Source organism: Simplicispira lacusdiani, assembly GCF_003604195.1.
GTDB classification, from domain to species: Bacteria; Pseudomonadota; Gammaproteobacteria; order Burkholderiales; family Burkholderiaceae_C; genus Simplicispira; species Simplicispira lacusdiani.
In genome coordinates this window covers 1-18811 of record NZ_QXGR01000014.1, presented here as the reverse complement: position 1 = coordinate 18811, position 18811 = coordinate 1, and the positions used below count along the sequence as shown (strand labels likewise).

17 protein-coding genes are annotated in these 18811 nt (G+C 68.0%); 12 read left to right on the top strand and 5 right to left on the bottom strand.

Annotation, left to right across the window (positions count from 1 at the left end; all coding sequences use genetic code 11):
• Positions 1-2: 2 nt before the first annotated feature.
• Positions 3-1979 (bottom strand): DNA topoisomerase IV subunit B, encoded by a 1977-nt coding sequence (locus tag D8S75_RS16080; RefSeq protein ID WP_119967374.1) that lies wholly within the window; start codon positions 1977-1979, stop codon positions 3-5.
• A gap of 108 nt (positions 1980-2087) precedes the next feature.
• On the opposite strand from D8S75_RS16080, the gene D8S75_RS16075 reads away from it, so the two are divergent.
• The 8 genes from D8S75_RS16075 (at position 2088) to D8S75_RS16045 (ending at position 9675) form a co-directional block, all read left to right on the top strand.
• Positions 2088-3305 carry an MFS transporter gene (locus tag D8S75_RS16075; protein ID WP_119967373.1) on the top strand — a complete coding sequence of 406 codons (1218 nt, stop codon included), beginning with the start codon at positions 2088-2090 and terminating at the stop codon, positions 3303-3305.
• A 7-nt stretch (positions 3306-3312) separates the two neighbouring features.
• Complete coding sequence (locus D8S75_RS17605) at positions 3313-3462, top strand: hypothetical protein (RefSeq protein ID WP_198673228.1); 150 nt, start codon at positions 3313-3315, stop codon at positions 3460-3462.
• Positions 3463-3505: 43 nt separating this feature from the next.
• Positions 3506-4084 (top strand): class I SAM-dependent methyltransferase, encoded by a 579-nt coding sequence (locus D8S75_RS16070; RefSeq protein WP_119967372.1) that lies wholly within the window; start codon positions 3506-3508, stop codon positions 4082-4084.
• Between the two features lie 34 nt (positions 4085-4118).
• Positions 4119-5015 carry a 4-hydroxy-tetrahydrodipicolinate synthase gene (gene dapA / locus D8S75_RS16065; protein ID WP_119967371.1) on the top strand — a complete coding sequence of 299 codons (897 nt, stop codon included), beginning with the start codon at positions 4119-4121 and terminating at the stop codon, positions 5013-5015.
• A 35-nt stretch (positions 5016-5050) separates the two neighbouring features.
• Positions 5051-6142 (top strand): NlpB/DapX family lipoprotein, encoded by a 1092-nt coding sequence (gene bamC, locus D8S75_RS16060; RefSeq protein ID WP_119967370.1) that lies wholly within the window; start codon positions 5051-5053, stop codon positions 6140-6142.
• Between the two features lie 19 nt (positions 6143-6161).
• The gene (locus tag D8S75_RS16055; RefSeq protein ID WP_119967369.1) at positions 6162-6947 is read left to right on the top strand and encodes an MBL fold metallo-hydrolase; all 786 of its coding nucleotides are present in this window, start codon (positions 6162-6164) and stop codon (positions 6945-6947) included.
• Between the two features lie 268 nt (positions 6948-7215).
• Positions 7216-7830 carry a TRAP transporter small permease subunit gene (locus tag D8S75_RS16050; RefSeq protein WP_119967368.1) on the top strand — a complete coding sequence of 205 codons (615 nt, stop codon included), beginning with the start codon at positions 7216-7218 and terminating at the stop codon, positions 7828-7830.
• Positions 7831-7845: 15 nt separating this feature from the next.
• A complete protein-coding gene (locus D8S75_RS16045) occupies positions 7846-9675 on the top strand; it encodes a TRAP transporter large permease (protein WP_119967367.1) in 1830 nt (609 codons plus the stop codon).
• A gap of 514 nt (positions 9676-10189) precedes the next feature.
• On the opposite strand, the gene D8S75_RS16035 is transcribed toward D8S75_RS16045, so the two are convergent.
• The 4 genes from D8S75_RS16035 to xseB all read right to left on the bottom strand — a co-directional run bounded on the left by D8S75_RS16035 (position 10190) and on the right by xseB (position 14616).
• The gene (locus D8S75_RS16035) at positions 10190-11272 is read right to left on the bottom strand and encodes a TRAP transporter substrate-binding protein (protein ID WP_119967365.1); all 1083 of its coding nucleotides are present in this window, start codon (positions 11270-11272) and stop codon (positions 10190-10192) included.
• A 220-nt stretch (positions 11273-11492) separates the two neighbouring features.
• Entirely contained in the window at positions 11493-13385 is a 1893-nt protein-coding gene (dxs, locus tag D8S75_RS16030; protein WP_119967364.1) for a 1-deoxy-D-xylulose-5-phosphate synthase, read from the bottom strand.
• Between the two features lie 77 nt (positions 13386-13462).
• Positions 13463-14401, bottom strand: a complete 939-nt coding sequence (locus D8S75_RS16025) for a polyprenyl synthetase family protein (RefSeq protein ID WP_119967363.1) — start codon at positions 14399-14401, stop codon at positions 13463-13465.
• Positions 14386-14616 (bottom strand): exodeoxyribonuclease VII small subunit, encoded by a 231-nt coding sequence (gene xseB / locus D8S75_RS16020; protein ID WP_119967362.1) that lies wholly within the window; start codon positions 14614-14616, stop codon positions 14386-14388. Before xseB ends, D8S75_RS16025 begins: the two co-directional genes overlap by 16 nt.
• A gap of 356 nt (positions 14617-14972) precedes the next feature.
• Between xseB and D8S75_RS16015 the strand changes: the two genes are divergently transcribed.
• The 4 genes from D8S75_RS16015 to flhD all read left to right on the top strand — a co-directional run bounded on the left by D8S75_RS16015 (position 14973) and on the right by flhD (position 18693).
• On the top strand, positions 14973-16112 hold the full coding sequence (locus D8S75_RS16015; RefSeq protein WP_119967361.1) for an aromatic ring-hydroxylating oxygenase subunit alpha: 1140 nt from the start codon (positions 14973-14975) through the stop codon (positions 16110-16112).
• Positions 16113-16210: 98 nt separating this feature from the next.
• Positions 16211-17128, top strand: coding sequence for a DMT family transporter (locus D8S75_RS16010; RefSeq protein WP_119967360.1), 918 nt, complete (start codon positions 16211-16213; stop codon positions 17126-17128).
• A gap of 68 nt (positions 17129-17196) precedes the next feature.
• Positions 17197-18063 (top strand): sulfurtransferase, encoded by an 867-nt coding sequence (locus D8S75_RS16005; protein WP_119967451.1) that lies wholly within the window; start codon positions 17197-17199, stop codon positions 18061-18063.
• A gap of 300 nt (positions 18064-18363) precedes the next feature.
• Positions 18364-18693 carry a flagellar transcriptional regulator FlhD gene (gene flhD, locus D8S75_RS16000; protein ID WP_119967359.1) on the top strand — a complete coding sequence of 110 codons (330 nt, stop codon included), beginning with the start codon at positions 18364-18366 and terminating at the stop codon, positions 18691-18693.
• Positions 18694-18811 lie beyond the last annotated feature (118 nt).

The following is an 18811-nucleotide window of genomic DNA, read 5'->3' as shown; positions in this document are numbered from 1 at the left end:
CGTCAGATGTCGATCTCGACCGCATCGCCGTGCAGTTCCATGAGCTCGCGCCGCGCGGCGGCCTCGCCCTTGCCCATGAGCTTGGTGATGAGGCCCTCGGTGGCGGCGAAGTCCATGCCACCCAGTTGCACGGGCAGCAGGCGCCGGGTGTCGGGGTTCAGCGTGGTTTCCCAGAGCTGCTCGGCGTTCATCTCGCCCAGGCCCTTGAAACGGCTGATCTGGCACTTCTCGCGCGGCACGCCGTCTTTTTCGGCCTTGTCCAGGATGGCGGCCAGCTCGCCGTCGTCCAGCGCGTACATCTTGGCGGCGGGCTTCTTGCCGCGCGCCGGCACGTCCACGCGGAACAGCGGCGGGCGCGCCACGTAGATGTGGCCCGCCTCGATGAGCTTGGGGAAGTGGCGGAAGAACAGCGTGAGCAGCAGCACCTGGATGTGCGAGCCGTCCACATCGGCGTCGCTCAGGATGCAGACCTTGCCGTAGCGCAGGCCCGAGAGGTCGGGCGAATCATTCGGGCCGTGCGGATCGACACCGATGGCGACCGAGATGTCGTGGATCTCGGTGTTGGCGAACAGGCGGTCGCGGTCCACCTCCCAGGTGTTGAGCACCTTGCCACGCAGCGGCAGGATGGCCTGGCTTTCCTTGTCGCGGCCCATCTTGGCGCTGCCGCCGGCCGAGTCGCCCTCGACCAGGAAGACCTCGTTGTGGCTGATGTCGCGGCTTTCGCAGTCGGTCAGCTTGCCAGGCAGCACGGCCACGCCCGAGCCCTTGCGCTTTTCCACCTTCTGGCCGGCCTTTTGCCGTGTCTGCGCGGCCTTGATGGCCAGCTCGGCCAGCTTCTTGCCGTAGTCCACATGCTGGTTCAGCCACAGTTCGAGCGTGGGGCGCACGAAGTTGCTGACCAGGCGCACCGCGTCGCGCGAGTTCAGGCGCTCCTTGATCTGGCCCTGGAACTGCGGGTCGAGCACCTTGGCCGACAGCACATAGCTGGCGCGCGCGAACACGTCCTCGGGCAACAGCTTCACGCCCTTGGGCAGCAGGCTGTGCAGCTCGATGAAGGACTTGACGGCCTGGAACAGCCCGTCGCGCAGGCCGCTTTCGTGCGTGCCGCCGGCGCTGGTGGGGATGAGGTTGACATAACTTTCGCGCACCGGCTGGCCGTCCTCGGTGAAGGCCACGGCCCAGGCCGCGCCCTCGCCCTCGGCGAAGCTGTCGTGGCCCGCGTCGGCGAAGCCCTCGCCCTCGAACAGCGGGATCACCGGGTCGGCGCTCAGCGTCTGCATCAGGTAGTCGCGCAGGCCGCCCTTGTACTGCCAAGTCTGGGTGTCGCGCGTCTTCTCGTTGGCGAGCGTGACCGAGACGCCGGGCATCAGCACCGCCTTGCTGCGCAGCAGGTGGGTCAATTCGCCCATCGGCAGGCTGCTCGACTCGAAATACTTGGCGTCGGGCCACACGCGCACCGTGGTGCCCTGCTTGCGCTCGCCGGCCTCCAGGGGGCGCGCCGCCAGGGGCTCAACCACATCGCCGCCCGAGAACACCAGGCGCGCGGCCTGGCCTTCGCGGTGGCTGGTGGCCTCCAGGCGCGTGGCCAGCGCGTTGGTGACCGACACGCCCACGCCGTGCAGGCCGCCCGAAAAGCTGTAGGCGCCGCCCTTGCCCTTGTCGAACTTGCCGCCGGCGTGCAGGCGCGTGAACACCAGTTCGATCACCGGCGCCTTCTCTTCGGGGTGCAGGCCGAAGGGGATGCCCCGGCCGTCGTCCTCCACGCTGACCGAGCCGTCCTGGTGCAGCGTGACCTTGATCTTCTTGCCGAAGCCCGCCAGGGCCTCGTCGGCGGCGTTGTCCAGCACCTCCTGGATGATGTGCAGGGGGTTGTCCGTGCGGGTGTACATGCCCGGGCGCTGCTTGACGGGCTCCAGGCCCTTGAGCACGCGGATCGAGCCTTCGGAGTATTCGGATGCGGAAACGGGTTTGACTGCCATGGGCGCGGATTGTAGTGCTGTATGAATTCACAGGCATGACACCTGTGGCGACTGTACCGGTCGCCCGTGTGCCGGCAGATTCCGTGCAATCTCGCTACATTGCAGCGTATGCATACGAATCCCCCGAAACTGTCCATGTTCCAGGTGCTGGCCTGCGGCGCCGCCATCGTGACCCTGTCCATGGGCATCCGCCATGGCTTCGGCCTGTGGCTGCAGCCCATCACGCAGGAGATGGGCTGGACGCGCCAGTCCTTCGCGCTGGCGCTGGCCATCCAGAACATCGCCTGGGGGCTGGTGGGTGTGTTCGCGGGCATGGCGGCCGACCGCTTCGGCGCCTTCCGCGTGCTCATCGTGGGCGCCATCCTCTACGGGCTGGGCCTGGTGGGCATGGCGCTCTCGCCCACCACCCTGCTGTTCGCCCTGACCACCGGCCTGCTCATCGGCGCGGCGCAGGCCGGCACCACCTATGCGGTGATCTACGGCGTGCTGGGGCGCCAGATCGCGCCCGAGAAGCGCTCCTGGGCCATGGGCGTGGCGGCGGCGGCGGGGTCGTTCGGCCAGTTCCTCATGGTGCCCGTCGAAGGTTTCCTGATCACCAGCCTGGGCTGGCAGGATGCGCTGCTGGCGCTCTCGCTGCTGGTGCTGCTGATCGTTCCACTGGCTTTCGGGCTGCGCGAGCCGGGCTTCCAGGGCGCGGCCCCGGCGCAACGCACCCAGACCGTGGGCCAGGCGCTGGCCGAGGCCGTGCGCACGCCCAGCTTCACGCTGCTGACGCTGGGCTACTTCGTCTGCGGCTTCCAGGTGGTGTTCATCGCGGTGCACATGCCCAGCTACATCAAGGACCTGGGCCTCTCGCCCCAGGTGGCCAGCTTCTCGCTGGCGCTGATCGGGCTGTTCAACGTGTTCGGCACCTACATCGCGGGCTCGCTGGGCCAGCGCATGCCGCGCCGCTTCATCCTGGCCTTCATCTACCTGGCGCGCTCGGTGGTCATCGTGGTGTTCCTGCTGGTGCCGATCTCGCCGATGTCGGTGTACGTGTTCTCGGCCGTGATGGGCATGCTGTGGCTGTCCACCGTGCCCCCCACCAACGCCACCATCGCGCAGATCTTCGGCGTGCAGCACCTGTCCATGCTGGGCGGCCTGGTGTTCTTCAGCCACCAGATCGGCAGCTTCATGGGCGTGTGGCTGGGCGGCGTGCTGTACGACCGCACGGGCAGCTACGACATCGTCTGGTACATCTCCATCGGCCTGGGCGTGCTCGCCTGCCTGGTCAACCTGCCGGTGCGCGAGCAGCCGCTGCAGCGCACGGCGCCCCAACCCGCCTGAACCGGCCATGAACCCGCCCCCGCACCGCCCTCCCCGCGCCTGGCGTCGCTGGCTGGGCGGGGCACTGGCCCTGCTCATGCTGCTGGCGGTGCTCCTGCTCTACCGCGACCCCGGCTTCATGCTCATGCTGGCGGACCAGGTGTGGGCCTGTTTTTAAGCGAAACTGGCCTCCAGCGCTTGGTGAACAAGCGCAAACAGCTATGAATTTAATAGCAAGCATTTCCTCCACCCAAGGCACGGGCGAGCCCTCCGAATGGGTATGCCGCTGGTCGCACCTGGTGCCGCAGGGCGCTGCCGTGCTCGACGTGGCCTGTGGTGGCGGACGCCATCTGCGCTGGTTCCAAGCGCGTGGCCATGCGGTGACCGGTATCGACCGCGACCCGCTGGCCGTGCAGGCGGCCGCCCAGGTGGGCGAAGCCATTGCCGCCGACATCGAGAACGGCCCCTGGCCGCTGGCGGGCCGCGCATTCGGCGCCGTGGTGGTGACGAACTACCTCTGGCGGCCGCTGCTGCCCGCCATCGTGGACAGCGTGGCGCCCGGGGGCGTGCTGCTCTATGAAACCTTCGCCAGCGGCAACGAGACCGTGGGCCGCCCCGCGCGGCCCGACTTCCTGCTGCGCCCCGGGGAACTGCTCACGGCCTGCGCCGCGCTGCGCGTGGTGGCCTACGAGGACGGCTTCCTCGATGCCCCGGCGCGCTTCGTGCAACGCATCACGGCGGTGCGCGTGGCAGAGGACGGGCTGTCACCGGCACGCCATCCCTTGCGTGCACTCTCCTAGTTAGAATGCTCTTTTACCGTTTTTGACTGCGGACATGACCTCTCCCACCGCCCCCCTGACCGGCAGCATCGTCGCCCTCGTCACCCCCATGCACGCCGATGGCAGCGTGGACTACCCCACGTTGCGCAAACTGATCGACTGGCATATCGCGGAGGGCACCGACTGCATCGGCGTGGTGGGCACCACAGGCGAATCGCCCACGGTGAACGTGGAAGAGCATTGCGAGATCATCCGCGTGGCCGTGGAGCAGGCCGCCAAGCGCGTGCCCATCATGGCCGGCTGCGGCGCCAACTCGACGGCCGAGGCCATCGAACTGGCCAAGTTCGCCAAGAAGGTCGGCGCCGACAGCCAGTTGCAGGTCGTGCCCTACTACAACAAGCCCACGCAAGAGGGCCAGTACCAGCACTTCAAGGCCATCGCCGAAGCCACGGGCGACCTGCCCATCGTGCTCTACAACGTGCCCGGCCGCTCGGTGGCCGATATGCAGCACGACACCGTGCTGCGCCTGGCGCAGGTGCCCGGCATCATCGGCATCAAGGAAGCCACGGGCAACATCGAGCGTGCGCAGTGGCTGATCCGCGACGTGCCCAAGGGCTTTGCCGTGTATTCGGGCGACGACCCGACCGCCGTTGCGCTGATGCTGTGCGGCGGTCAGGGCAACATCAGCGTGACGGCCAACGTGGCCCCGCGCCTGATGCACGAACTGTGCGTGGCCGCCATCGCCGGTGACGTCAAGCGTGCCATGGAAATCCAGTTCCGCCTCATGCCCGTGCACAAGCACCTTTTCGTCGAGGCCAACCCCATCCCCGTGAAGTGGGCCATGGCCCGCATGGGCCTGTGCGGCGGCACGCTGCGTCTGCCCATGACCCCGCTCTCCCAGGGCAACGAGGCCGTGGTGGAAGGCGCGTTGCGCGCCGCCGGCCTGCTGTAAACACTGTACGCCCCGAGATTCCAAAGGATTGCCGCGTGAACCATACCGCACGACTGGGCCTGCTCGGCCTGACCATCGCCCTGTCCGCCTGCTCGGTCCTGGAGGGCGAGAAGATCGACTACAAGAGCGCCTCCAAGGGCTCGTCGCTGGAAGTGCCGCCCGATCTCAAGCAGCTCTCGCGCGAGACGCGCTACGCCGTGCCCGGCGGCGTGGTTTCGGCCAACGCCATGCAGGCCGGCCAGCCGGTCCAGGCATCGAGCCCGCAGGCCGCCGTGTCGAGCATGGGTGACGTGCGCATCGAACGCAACGGCAACCTGCGCTGGCTGGTGGTGAACCGCCCGGCGGACAAGCTCTGGGACCCGGTGCGCGAGTTCTGGCTGGAGAACGGTTTCACGCTGGCGCTCGACCAGGCCAACATCGGCATCATGGAGACCGACTGGGCCGAGAACCGCGCCAAGATCCCGCAGGACTTCATCCGCAACACGCTGGGCAAGGTGCTCGACTCGCTCTACTCCACGGGCGAGCGCGACAAGTTCCGCACCCGCATGGAGCGCAATGCCGAGGGCGGCACCGAGATCTACGTCAGCCACCGTGGCATGCAGGAAGTCTTCAACAGCGCCACCAAGGAATCCACCGTGTGGCAGCCCCGCCCGGCCGACCCCGAGCTGGAAACCGAATTCCTGCGCCGCATGATGGTCAAGCTCGGCGTGAGCCAGGAGCAGGCCAAGGCCGTGGCGGCCTCCTCGGCCGCGGTGCGCGCGCCCGTGGCGCGCGTGGGCAACGTGAACAGCATCCCCGTGGTCCAGATCGACGAAGGCTTCGACCGCGCCTGGCGCCGCGTCGGCCTGGCGCTGGACCGCACCGGCTTCACCGTGGAAGACCGCGACCGCAGCCAGGGCCTCTATTTCGTGCGCTACGTGGCGCCCAAGGCTGACAAGAAGGAGCCCGGCTTCCTGGGCAAGCTCTTCGGCGGTTCCGAGAAGGCCGTGCCGCCGCTCAAGTACCGCATCGTCGTGCGCAGCCAGGGCGAGGCCACCACGGTGTCGGTGCTCAACGCCGCCGGCGCGCCCGAGACCTCGGCCAACGCCGAGAACATCGTGCGCGTGCTGGCCGACGACCTGAAGTAAGCCCCGTCCCAGGCGCGCCATGCTGCGCTTCCGGAGCCTGGGCAGCGGCAGTTCGGGCAATGCCACCGTCGTCGAGGGGCGCAGCGGCGCGCAGGTGCGCCGCCTGCTCATCGACTGCGGCTTCGGCATCCGCCAGCTCCAGGACCGGCTCGCCGCCGCCGGGCTGGCGCTCGACGAGATCGACGCGGTCTTCGTCACCCACGAGCATTCCGACCATGTGGGCTGCGCCCACGCCCTGGCCCTGCGCCAGCGCATTCCCGTCTGGATGAGCCGGGGCACCCACGCCGCGATCGGCAGCCCGGACTTCGAGGGCCTGCTCCGGTGGGCCAGCGACGGCGCCGCCATCGACCTGGGCTGCTTCGAGGCCCTCCCCTTCACCGTGCCGCACGACGCCCGCGAACCGCTGCAATTGCGCTGCAGCGACGGTGCGGCGCACCTGGGCGTGCTGACCGATCTGGGCCACGCCACCGCCCATGTGCTGGAGCAGCTGGCGGGCTGCCACGCGCTGCTGCTCGAAGCCAACCACGACCCGGCCATGCTGGCCGGTTCGCGCTACCCGCCCTTCCTCAAGCGGCGCATCGGCGGGCCGCACGGCCACCTGGCCAACGAGGCCTCGGCCGACATCCTGCGCGCGCTGCGCCACCCTGGGCTGCGGCAGGTCGTCGCCGCGCACCTGAGCGAGCGCAACAACCACCCCGGCCTGGTCCGCCCCCTGCTGGCCTCGGCACTGGACTGGAGCCCGCAGGCCATCGGCGTCGCCGATCCACGGCACGGCACCGGCTGGCTCCAGGCCGGGCTGGAATGACGCCATCGCGGTCCACGGCACCCCGGCCCGCGCGCCATCCGCCCGCGAATCGCCCCCGAAAGCAGCTTCCAGGGCATAGGAAGAAACCCTAATTGCTATATATTCAATAGCATATGAGTCAGTAGGCATACCGGGATAACACCGTCACACAGCCGTCAGACTCAAATTACAGTGCTCCGTAGAATCGCGCCGTTGCAAATTCTTGACTGGCTCTTCCATCCTCCGTGGGCGCGCCAGCATGTTGTACACACAGCTCTTTGGAGACACCATGCAGGCTTTACTCAAACTATCCCGGGCCATCGACTGGCTCAGCGGCCAGATAGGCAAATATGTCATCTGGCTCATCCTGGCATCCACCCTCATCAGCGGCATCAATGCCGTGGTCCGCAAGGTGTTCAACACCAGTTCGAACGCCTTCCTGGAAGTGCAGTGGTACCTGTTCGCCGCCTCTTTCCTGATCGCCGCCGGCTACACGCTGCTCAACGGCGAGCATGTGAAGATCGACGTGGTCACCAGCCGCCTGTCCAAGCGCGCGCAGATCTGGATCGACATCTTCGGCTTCGCCTGCTTCCTCACGCCCGTGTGCCTGGCAGTGCTGTGGTACGGCATCCCCTTCTTCACGCGTGCGCTGGCGTCCGGCGAGATGTCGAACAACGCCGGCGGCCTGATCCGCTGGCCCGTGTACCTGATGATGCCGCTGGGCTTCGGCCTGCTGCTGCTGCAGGGCTGGTCTGAGCTCATCAAGCGCCTGGCTTTCCTGCAAGGGCTCATCGAGGACCCCACGGCCAAGAAGCATGAAAAGACGGCCGAGGAAGAGCTGGCCGAATCCATCCGCCGCCTGGCCGAAGCCGCCAAGGGCAACGACACCGACAAGGCCCCCTGAGCGGAGAGACACACCATGGAATTCATCGCCCATAACCTGGCCCCGATCATGTTCGCGGGGCTCATCGTCTTCCTGCTGCTGGGCTTCCCCGTGGCCTTCAGCCTGGGAGCCTGCGGCCTGTTCTTCGCCTTCGTCGGCGTCGAGCTGGGCGTCCTGCCCGAGGCCCTGCTGCAAGCCCTGCCCTTGCGCATCTTCGGCATCATGCAGAACGACACACTGCTGGCCATCCCGTTCTTCACCCTCATGGGGCTGATACTTGAACGCTCGGGCATGGCCGAGGACCTGCTGGAAACCATTGGCCAGCTGTTCGGCCCCGTGCGCGGCGGCCTGGCGCTGGCCGTGATCTTCGTTGGCACCCTGCTGGCCGCCACGACCGGCGTGGTGGCCGCCTCGGTGATCTCGATGGGCCTGATCTCGCTGCCCATCATGATGCGCTACGGCTACGACCGGCGCCTGGCGGCCGGCGTGATCGCCGCGTCGGGAACGCTCGCACAGATCATCCCGCCCTCGCTGGTGCTGATCATTCTGGCCGACCAGCTGGGCCGCTCCGTGGGCGACATGTACAAGGGCGCCTTCGTGCCCGGCCTGATGCTGTGCGGCTTCTATGCCGCCTACGTCATCCTGATCGCCATCTTCAAGCCCCACTGGGCCCCGGCCCTGCCGCCCGAGGCGCGCACGCTGAAAGAAGACAACGGCAAGACCGGCCTGCCCTCGCTGCTGGTGCTGACGTCCCTGTGCACGGCCGCCGCGGTCTACGTGGGCAAGAACATGCCCGCGCTGCACACCTGGTGGAGCGGCGAAGCCGTGGACAAGGTGGCGCTGGACGAAACCATCGTCGTCGCCATGTGCTTCGGCGTGGCCCTGGCCTTCATCATCGCCAGCATCAACAAGATCACCCGCATGGGCCTGCTCTCGCGCATGGCCGAGCGCGTGACCTTCGTGCTGATCCCCCCGCTGCTGCTGATCTTCCTGGTGCTGGGCACCATCTTCCTGGGCGTGGCCACCCCCACCGAGGGCGGCGCCATGGGCGCGCTGGGTGCCTTCATCATGGCCATGGCGCGCGGCCGCCTGAGCATGGACCTGCTCCGGCAGGCGGTGAACACCACCACCAAGCTCTCGTGCTTCGTGGTCTTCATCCTGGTGGGCGCGACCATGTTCGGCCTGACCTTCCAGGGCGTGGACGGCCCGATCTGGGTCGAGCACCTGCTGACCGGCCTGCCCGGCGGCCAGCTCGGTTTCCTGATCGTGGTGAACGTCATGATCTTCTTCCTGGCGTTCTTCCTGGACTTCTTCGAGCTGTCCTTCATCGTGGTGCCGCTGCTCGCGCCCGTGGCGCAGAAGCTCGGGATCGACCTGATCTGGTTCGGCGTGCTGCTCGGCGTGAACATGCAGACCTCGTTCATGCACCCGCCGTTCGGCTTCGCGCTGTTCTACCTGCGCAGCGTGGCACCGGCGAAGGAATACACGGACAAGGTCACCAAGAAGCTGATCCCACCGGTCACGACCATGCAGATCTACTGGGGCGCCGTGCCGTTCGTGGTGATCCAGCTCATCATGGTGGGCTTGATCATCGCCTTCCCGGGGATCGTCTCCAGCGGCCTGGACAAGACCGAGGTATATGACCTGGACAAGGTGCGCATGGAGATGGAGGCCGCGATGCCCGATGCTGCCCCCGCCTCGCTCGACCCCGCGACCGGCATGGACGGCGCCAGCGGCTCGACCGAGGCAGCCGACCCCACGGCTGGCATGGAAGGCGCCGATGCGGCACCCGCCGCCGCGCCGGCGGCCGCCGACGACCCGCTCAAGGCACTGCAGGACTCCATGTCCTCCGGCGACAAGAAGTAAGCACCGGCCATCCCGGCCGGAAAGCCCAAGGCCCCCGCAGGCGATTGCCTGCGGGGGCTTTTTTCATGGTGGCGCCTCTGGCCCCAAGAAGGCATGGGCACCTCCGCCCACGGTGCATGCCACGGCACCCTGCGGCGCCGCGCGGCGCCCCCCCCTTGCTGATCGCATGCCGCCAAGGCGCGCCCGCCCCAACGGGGACCTGGGCCCGCCCACGCTCCTTGCCGGTGCGTGCAGGCCCCGGGGCCGCCGCACGCCCAGGGCACCACGGCGTGGCGGGCAAGCGGCATGCGTCCCCATGTGGCAAACAGGAACACGGCACCCTTGCCCTTGCCCTTGCCCTTGCCCTTGCCCTTGCCCTTGCCCTTGCCCTTGCCCACGATGCTGCTTGCGCGCAAGGGACGAGCCCTGCACTACGCACCCGCCAAGAAAAAACCCGCCAGGCTTGCCGCCTGGCGGGTTTTCGTGTGTGCCGAAGGCCGCCATGGCACCCTGCTGGGCGCCACGGCAGGCGGCATCAGAGCTTCTTGGTGGCCATGAAGCTGTCGTAGCGGGCCTCGGCGAAGCGGAACCAGAGGATCTGGTCGCGCTGGAAGTTGCGCATGTCGGCGTAGATCTTCTTCCACTCGGGGCTCTTGGCGTCGTTCTCGGCGAAGACTTCCATGGCGGCGTTGAACGAAGCGTCCATCACGGCCTGCGAGAACGGCAGCACCTTGGTCTTGGCGGCCACGAGCTGCTTGAGCGCGTGCGGGTTCAGCGCATCGTACTTGGCCAGCATGTCGGTGTGGGCCAGGTGCGTGGCGGCCTCGATGATGGCCTTGTTCTCGGACGACAGGGCATCGAAGGCCTTGTTGTTGATGAAGAAGTCCACTTCGGGACCGCCTTCCCACCAGCCGGGGTAGTAGTAGAAGGGCGCGACCTTGTTGAAGCCGAGCTTTTGGTCGTCATACGGACCCACCCACTCGGCGGCATCCAGCGTGCCCTTTTCGAGGGATTGGTAGATTTCGCCGCCGGGGATGCTCTGGGGCACGGCGCCCAGCTTCTGCATCACTTCGCCGACCAGGCCGCCGCCCAGGCGCATCTTCAGGCCCTTGAAGTCGGCGGGGGACTTGATTTCCTTGCGGTACCAGCCGCCCATCTGCGTGCCGGTATTGCCGCCCGCGAAGCTGATGGCGTTGTAGTTCGAGTAGAACTCGTTCATCAGCTTGCGGCCGTTGCCGTGCAGCATCCAGGCATTCATCTGGCGCGCGTTGAAGCCGAAGGGAATGGCCGAGCCCAGCGCGAAGGCGGGGTTCTTGCCGTAGAAGTAGTAGGGCACGCTGTGCGCCATTTCCACGGTGCCTTGCTGCACGCCGTCCAGCACGCCGAAGGGGGGCATCAGTTCGCCGCCCGCATGCACGGAGATCTCGAACTTGCCGCCCGACATGGCCTTGACGGCCTTGGCGAACACGTCGGCACCGCCATAGATGGTGTCCAGCGACTTGGGGAAGCTCGAAGCCAGGCGCCAGCGGATGGCGGCCTGTGCGTGCACGGCTGGCGCCACGCCAGCGGCGAGCACGCCGGCGATGCCGGCACTCTTGATGATTGAACGACGATCCATGAGGTTCTCTCCGAAATAGTGATTGCACAACCCACCGTCCGGGCCTGCGCCCGGTCCGATGAGGACTTGTTGAGCCGCGTTCATTGTAGGAACATGCCCCCCCTGTCTTTTACGGGTTTTCCCGTGAAAACAGAGGCTTGCGGGCAGGGCTTCAGGGTTCTGCAAGCAAGCTCGGAAACGGTGGCCGGTGGCGCGCGAAGGCCGCCACCGATGGCCGCGATCAGGCCGTGGCGGTGCCGAAGCGTCTGGCGATGGAGCGCTGGATGCCCGCAGCGTCGAGCCCCTGCAGCGCCAGCAGCTTGGCCGGATCGCCGTGCTCGATGAACACATCGGGCAGGCCCAGCGCGAGCACCGGGCGCACGACGCCGGCGGCGTTCAAGGCCTCCATCACGGCGCTGCCCGCGCCGCCCATGGTGGCGCCTTCCTCCACCGTGACCAGCGCATCGTGGCTGGCCGCCAGTTCGAGCAGCAGATCCACGTCCAGCGGCTTGGCCCAGCGCATGTTGGCCACGGTGGCGTCGAGCGCCTGCCCCGCCTCCAGCGCCGGGTACAGCAGCGTGCCGAAGGCCAGGATGGCGATGCGCGGGCCGGTGGCATCGGCGCCGCCCTGGCGCGTGCGCCGGACTTCGCCCTTGCCGAACGGCAGCATGTCGAGCCCGGGCAGCGGCGCCACGCCCACGCCCGCGCCGCGCGGGTAGCGCACGGCCACGGGGTGGTTCTGCGCGAAGGCGGTGGAGAGCAACTGGCGGCACTCGCGCTCGTCGGCCGGGCAGGCCAGGCTCATGTTCGGAATGCAGCGGATGAACGGGATGTCGTAAGCGCCCGCGTGCGTGGCGCCGTCGGCGCCCACCAGGCCCGCGCGGTCGAGCGCGAACACCACGGGCAGGTTCTGCAGCGCCACGTCGTGGATCATCTGGTCGTAGGCGCGCTGCAGGAAGGTGGAGTAGATCGCCACCACGGGCTTGGCGCCCTCGCAGGCCATGCCGGCGGCGAAGGTCACGGCGTGCTGCTCGGCGATGCCCACGTCGTGGTAGCGGTCGGGGAAGCGCTGGTGGAACTCGACCATGCCCGAACCCTCGCGCATGGCGGGCGTGATGCCCACGAGGCGCTCGTCCTGCCCAGCCATGTCGCACAGCCACTGGCCGAACACCTGGGTGAAGGTCTGCTTCGGCGGCGTGGCCGGCTGCGTCAGGCCCACGCTGGGGTCGAACTTGCCCGGGCCGTGGTAGGCCACGGGGTCGGCCTCGGCCAGCTTGTAGCCCTGGCCCTTCTTGGTGACCACATGCAGGAACTGCGGGCCTTCCAGGCCCTTGATGTTCTCCAGCGTGGGGATCAGCGAGTCGAGGTCGTGGCCGTCGATCGGGCCGATGTAGTTGAAGCCGAACTTCTCGAACAGCGTGGCCGGCACCACCATGCCCTTGGCCTGCTGCTCCAGGCGCTTGGCCAGCTCCAGCAGCGGCGGCGCGTTCTTGAGCACGGTCTTGCCCACGTTCTTGGCGGCGGCGTAGAACTGGCCGCTCATGAGCTGGGCCAGGTAGCGGTTGAGCGCGCCCACGGGCGGGCTGATGCTCATGTCGTTGTCGTTGAGGATGACGAGCAGGTTGCAGTCCTGCACGCCCGCGTTGTTCAGCGCCTCGAAGGCCATGCCCGCCGTCATGGCGCCGTCGCCGATGATGGCCACGGCGTGCCGGTTCTCGCCCTTGCGCTGTGCGGCCAGCGCCATGCCCAGGGCCGCCGAGATGCTGGTGCTCGAATGCGCGGTGCCGAAGGTGTCGTACTCGCTCTCGGCGCGCTGCGGGAAGCCCGAGATGCCGCCCAGCTGGCGCAGCGTGTGCATGCGCTCGCGCCGGCCGGTGAGGATCTTGTGCGGGTAGGTCTGGTGGCCCACGTCCCACACCAGCCGGTCGTAGGGTGTGTCGAACACATGGTGCAGCGCCACGGTCAGCTCCACCGTGCCCAGGTTGGAGCTGAGGTGGCCGCCCGTCTTGGAGACGCTGTCGAGCACGAAAGCCCGCAGCTCCGTGGAAAGCACCTTGAGCTCGGCCCGCGAGAGGCGGCGCAGGTCGGCCGGTTCGTTCACGCTCTGGAGCAGGGGATAGGGGTTCGTGGGCATTGCTATGTTTTTTGTAGCTACTGGCGCTTACTGGAAAAGCGCCGGAGGCTTAATTTATACCAAACGGCGCCTCGGCGTCAGTGCGAACGGCTCACCACCATGTCCGCCAGCGCGGCCAGCGCGCGCGTATCGGACAGGCTGCTGGCCGCCAGCGCGGCATGGGCCTCGGCCAGCAGTTCGCGGGCATGCGCCTGCGCACGCTCCAGGCCCAGCAGCGAGACATAGGTAGGCTTGTCCTGGGCGGCATCCTTGCCGGCCGTCTTGCCCAGGGTGGCGGAGTCCTGCGTCACGTCGAGGATGTCGTCCACCACCTGGAAAGCCAACCCCACGGCCGCGCCGTACTTCGACAGGCCCGCCAGGGCGACGGCATCGGCGCCGCCGCAGGCCGCGCCCATCATCACGCTGCCTTGCAGGAGCGCGCCGGTCTTGAGGCGGTGCATCTGGCGCAGCCGGTCTTCATCCAGCGCCACGCCGACGCTGGCCAGGTCGATGGCCTGGCCGCCGGCCATGCCGGCCGCGCCGGCCGCGTGCGCCAGCAGGCGGCACAGGCGCGCCTGCACCGGCTCGGGCACACCCGCGCCCTCGGGCGTGAGCAGCTCGAAGGCCAGGGCCTGCAGCGCATCGCCGGCCAGCAGCGCCTGGGCCTGGCCGAACTGCACATGCACCGTGGGCTTGCCCCGGCGCAGCACGTCGTTGTCCATGCACGGCATGTCGTCGTGCACCAGCGAATAGGCATGGATCAGCTCGACCGCGCACGCGGCGCGCAAGGCCGCTTCGTCGTATCCGGCCGCCTGGCCCGCGCCGTCGGCCGGCGCCACGGCGGCACGCGCCGCCAGCACCAACAAAGGCCGCAGGCGCTTGCCGCCGTCGAGCACCGCGTAGCGCATGGCGTCGCCCAGGCCGGCCGGCGCGTCCACGCCCACCCAGCGCGACAGCGCCTGTTCCACGCGTTCCAGATGGCTGCCGCTCCAGCCCTGCAGATCCCACGGCGCCATGCCGTTCATTCCTGTGTCCATGGTTGCAGCGTGCCTTCGTCGAGCACCCGGACCTGGTCCTGCACGGCCTGGAGCCGGTCGCGGCAGAACGCGAGCAGGGCCGCGCCCCGCTGGTAGCCCGCCAGCAGCTGGTCGAGCGGCATCTGGCCCGACTCGATGCGGCCGACCAGTTGCTCCAGTTCTTCCAGCGCGGCTTCGTAGCTGGCCGGATCGGCGGTTTTGGATTTGGGGGGCATTGGCAAGCGGCTGCGGAAGCTGAAACGCGCGATTTTAGGCTGAGATCAGGGGACAGCCCCCTGTGGCGCTGCGCGCCTTCCCCCTTCTCTCGCTTCGCGGGAAGGGGGACTTTGCTGAGTGCGGCGGGGCGGCCCTTGCACGGTGGCCGCTGATCCAAGGCACGCCCATGTCATAGGCGGGGATGCGGGGCGGAGACGGATGAATACACGCATGGGGGTTGCGGGAATGGCGGCGCCAATAACCCCACGTCCTATAATCCCATTCCCTGCGACCGGCACCCCGCCGGTTTATTTTTTTCTCCCCGCGCCCTGGCGCCCTGTCTCTCCCTGTGGGGAGTCTTTAGGTCAGGTCCCCCATGTCTGATTTAAGTCTTCGACTGCAGCAGGCCACGAGCCAACTCCCCGTTTCAAGCTACTTTGACGCGGCGCTGTTCCAGCGCGAAATGGAAGTGCTGTTCCAGCGCGGCCCCCGCTACGTGGGGCACAGCCTGAGCGTGCCCAACGTGGGCGACTACCACGCCCTGCCCCAGGAGGGCGAAGGCCGCGCGCTGGTGCGCAACGCCCAGGGCGGGGTCGAACTGGTGTCCAACGTCTGCCGCCACCGCCAGGCCATCATGGTGCAGGGGCGCGGCTCGCTGCAGGACAACCAGAAAGGCAGCGCGGGCGGCAACATCGTCTGCCCCGTGCACCGCTGGACCTACAGCCCCAGCGGCGAGCTGCTGGGCGCGCCGCACTTCGCGCACGACCCCTGCCTCAACCTCAACAACTACAAGCTGCGCGAGTGGAACGGCCTGCTGTTCGAGGACAACGGCCGCGACATCGAGGCCGACCTCGCGGGCATGGGCCCGCGCGCCGAGCTGTCGTTCGAGGGCTTCGCGCTCGACCGCATCGAGCTGCACGAGTGCAACTACAACTGGAAGACCTTCATCGAGGTCTATCTGGAGGACTACCACGTCGGCCCGTTCCACCCCGGACTGGGCAATTTCGTCACCTGCGACGACCTGAAGTGGGAGTTCCAGAAGGAATACTCGGTGCAGACCGTGGGCGTGGCCTCCACCTTCGGCAAGCCCGGCTCCGATGTGTACAAGAAGTGGCACGAAGTGCTGCTGAAGTACCGCGAGGGCAAGCTGCCCGAGCGCGGCGCGATCTGGCTCACCTACTACCCGCACATCATGGTGGAGTGGTACCCGCATGTGCTCACCGTCTCCACGCTGCACCCCATCAGCGTGGACAAGACGCTGAACATGGTGGAGTTCTACTACCCCGAGGAGATCGTCGCCTTCGAGCGCGAGTTCGTCGAGGCCCAGCAGGCCGCCTACATGGAGACCTGCATCGAGGACGACGAGATCGGCGAGCGCATGGACGCCGGCCGCAAGGCCCTGCTGGCGCGCGGCGACAACGAGGTCGGCCCCTACCAGAGCCCCATGGAGGACGGCATGCAGCACTTCCATGAGTGGTACCGCCGCGCCCTGGGCGAGGCCGTGCCCGCGCGCTGAAAGCCCGCCCTCCAGCAGCTTTTTTTTGCTCCCAATAAAATAGCTGCCAGCGCTTGATCCACAAGCGCTGGCAGCTATTTTCATTTCAAGACTGACCCATGCAAGCTCTCTGGATGGTGCTGGCCGCGTTCCTGTTCGCAAGCATGGGCGTGTGCGTCAAGATCGCGTCGGGCTACTTCAACGCCGCCGAACTGGTGTTCTACCGCGGCCTCATCAGCATCGCCCTCATGTGGACGCTGGCGCGCTCGCAGGGCGTGCGCCTGGGCACGCAGTACCCCGGCATGCACGCCTGGCGCAGCCTCATCGGCGTGGTCTCGCTCGGCGCCTGGTTCTACGCCATCGGCCACCTGCCGCTGGCCACGGCGATGACGCTCAACTACATGAGCAGCGTCTGGATCGCCGCCTTCTTCGTCGGCGGCGCCCTGCTCGCCTGGCGCCCCTCTGCCGCTAACCCGCGCCCCGCGCTGCAGGGGCCGCTGGTGCTCACGGTGCTGGCCGGCTTCGTCGGCGTGGTGCTGATGCTGCGCCCCACCATCGGCCAGACGCAGGAGCAGATCTTCGCCGGCCTCGTGGGCCTGATGTCGGGCATGACGGCCGCCTTCGCCTACATGCAGGTGGTGGCGCTCTCGCGCATCGGCGAGCCGGAAACGCGCACCGTGTTCTATTTCGCCGTGGGCTCGGCCGTGGCTGGCGGCGCCGCCATGGCCGTGGCCGGCGCCTCGGCCTGGCCCGGCTGGCCGGCGCTGTGGCTGCTGCCCATCGGCATCCTCGCCTCCGGCGGCCAGCTGTGCATGACCAAGGCCTACGCCAGCGCGCGCACCCAGCGCGGCACGCTGGTGGTGGCCAACCTGCAGTATTCGGGCATCGTGTTCGCATCGCTCTACAGCGTGCTGCTGTTCGGCGACCACATCCCGCCCATCGGCTGGATCGGCATGGTGCTCATCGTGGGCAGCGGCATCGTGGCCACCATCCTGCGCGCGCGCGCCGCGCCCGGCACGCCGGCGGAAGAACACTGACGCCGCACCGGCAGTGCGGGCCGGGAAATTGGCCACAATGGCGTTTTCGTTTTCTCATGCCCACCGCCATGTCCCACACCACGCTGATCTCCGCCTCTGAACTCCACGCGCTGGCCGCCAGCGGCAAGCCCCTGATGGTGTTCGACTGCAGCTTCGACCTGGCCGCGCCGGGCGCGGGCGAGCAGGCCTACCTCGGCGGCCACATCCCCGGCGCCGTGTACGCCCACCTCGACCACGCGCTCTCGGCCGGCAGCGGCCCGCGCGCCTCGGGCGGGCGCCACCCCCTGCCCACGCGCGAGAATTTCGCCGCCTGGCTGGGCAGCGTGGGCTTCACCAATGGCATGCAGGCCGTGGTGTACGACCGCAACGGCAGCGCCTACTGCGGCCGCCTGTGGTGGATGCTCAAGTGGCTGGGGCACGACGCCGTGGCCGTGCTCGACGGCGGCCTGCAGGCCTGGACGCAGGCCGGCGGCTCGCTCGCGCAGGGCCCGGGGCAGGCGCGCGCGCCGGTCCGCTTCCGCGTTGACGCGCCGCTGCGCCAGCTCGCCACCGCGCAGCAGGTGCTGCAGGACCTGGGCAAGCCGGGCCAGACCATCATCGACGCCCGCGCCACGCCGCGCTACCGGGGCGAGGTGGAGCCGCTCGACCCCGTGGCCGGCCACATTCCGGGCGCGCTCAACCGGCCCTTCGCCGACAACTTCGGCCCCGATGGCCGCTTCAAGAGCCCCGACATGCTGCGCGCCGAATTCCTGGCGCTGCTGGCCGGACGCGACCCCGCAGGCGTGGTGAACCACTGCGGCAGCGGCGTGACGGCCAACCCCAATGTGATCGCCCTGGAACTGGCCGGCCTGGGCCAGACCGCGCTGTTCGCGGGCAGTTGGAGCGAGTGGTGCAGCGATGCCACGCGGCCGGTGGAGAAATCGACACCCCCCTGAGTGGCTGCGCCACCTCCCCCCGCTCTCGCAGCGCCGCGCGCTGCGGGGCGGCCCTTGCGCGGTGGCTGCTAGCCTGGGCCGCGCCAGTTTCATGCGGCATGAACTGCGCTGGGGCCAATGCGTTCGCAGCACGCCGTGTCAGGCAAATTCCTACACGCCGCACCCGGCAACCAGACACGACGCACCGGCAGGCGCCGACTTAAGTTTTGTTTGGCCCGAATTCACAATCCATTTCAACGGATCGCGAAAACATGCATGAGGCATGCAACGCACGACCCGGGACTGGATAAGGATGCCGCCATGACCAACGAACAACTCCTCGCCGAAATCCGCGAAGCCAACCTCACCTACCTGATGCTGGCCCAGACGCTGATCCGCCAGGACAAGGCCGAGGCCGTGTTCCGCCTGGGTCTCAACGAAGACGCCGCCGATATCCTGGCCTCGCTCTCGGCCGCCCAGGTCATGAAGCTGGCGTCCCGCAACACCCTGCTGTGCTCGTTCCGCGTCGATGACAACCTGGTCTGGAGCCTGCTGACCAACCACAACACCCCCAAGAAGGTGGGCAATGAGGCCACCAATGCGCTGCACGCCAACATCCTGATGGCCAGCCGCGTGTCCGAAGTGCTCTGATCCGCCTCCGCTCTCCCGCCCCCTTCCACCGTTTCCTGAAAGCCCCGCCATGACCGCCACCACCACCGCTGCCAAGTCCACCGCCAAGGCCCCCGCCAAGAGCGTGCTGGGCGAGTCC

Coding starts and splice junctions, on each gene's coding strand:
- D8S75_RS16080 (WP_119967374.1), bottom strand. CDS start 1,979: ATGGCAGTCAAACCCGTTTCCGCATCCGAATACTCCGAAGGCTCGATC.
- D8S75_RS16075 (WP_119967373.1), top strand. CDS start 2,088: ATGCATACGAATCCCCCGAAACTGTCCATGTTCCAGGTGCTGGCCTGC.
- D8S75_RS17605 (WP_198673228.1), top strand. CDS start 3,313: ATGAACCCGCCCCCGCACCGCCCTCCCCGCGCCTGGCGTCGCTGGCTG.
- D8S75_RS16070 (WP_119967372.1), top strand. CDS start 3,506: ATGAATTTAATAGCAAGCATTTCCTCCACCCAAGGCACGGGCGAGCCC.
- dapA (WP_119967371.1), top strand. CDS start 4,119: ATGACCTCTCCCACCGCCCCCCTGACCGGCAGCATCGTCGCCCTCGTC.
- D8S75_RS16055 (WP_119967369.1), top strand. CDS start 6,162: ATGCTGCGCTTCCGGAGCCTGGGCAGCGGCAGTTCGGGCAATGCCACC.
- D8S75_RS16050 (WP_119967368.1), top strand. CDS start 7,216: ATGCAGGCTTTACTCAAACTATCCCGGGCCATCGACTGGCTCAGCGGC.
- D8S75_RS16045 (WP_119967367.1), top strand. CDS start 7,846: ATGGAATTCATCGCCCATAACCTGGCCCCGATCATGTTCGCGGGGCTC.
- D8S75_RS16035 (WP_119967365.1), bottom strand. CDS start 11,272: ATGGATCGTCGTTCAATCATCAAGAGTGCCGGCATCGCCGGCGTGCTC.
- dxs (WP_119967364.1), bottom strand. CDS start 13,385: ATGCCCACGAACCCCTATCCCCTGCTCCAGAGCGTGAACGAACCGGCC.
- D8S75_RS16025 (WP_119967363.1), bottom strand. CDS start 14,401: ATGGACACAGGAATGAACGGCATGGCGCCGTGGGATCTGCAGGGCTGG.
- xseB (WP_119967362.1), bottom strand. CDS start 14,616: ATGCCCCCCAAATCCAAAACCGCCGATCCGGCCAGCTACGAAGCCGCG.
- D8S75_RS16015 (WP_119967361.1), top strand. CDS start 14,973: ATGTCTGATTTAAGTCTTCGACTGCAGCAGGCCACGAGCCAACTCCCC.
- D8S75_RS16010 (WP_119967360.1), top strand. CDS start 16,211: ATGCAAGCTCTCTGGATGGTGCTGGCCGCGTTCCTGTTCGCAAGCATG.
- D8S75_RS16005 (WP_119967451.1), top strand. CDS start 17,197: ATGTCCCACACCACGCTGATCTCCGCCTCTGAACTCCACGCGCTGGCC.
- flhD (WP_119967359.1), top strand. CDS start 18,364: ATGACCAACGAACAACTCCTCGCCGAAATCCGCGAAGCCAACCTCACC.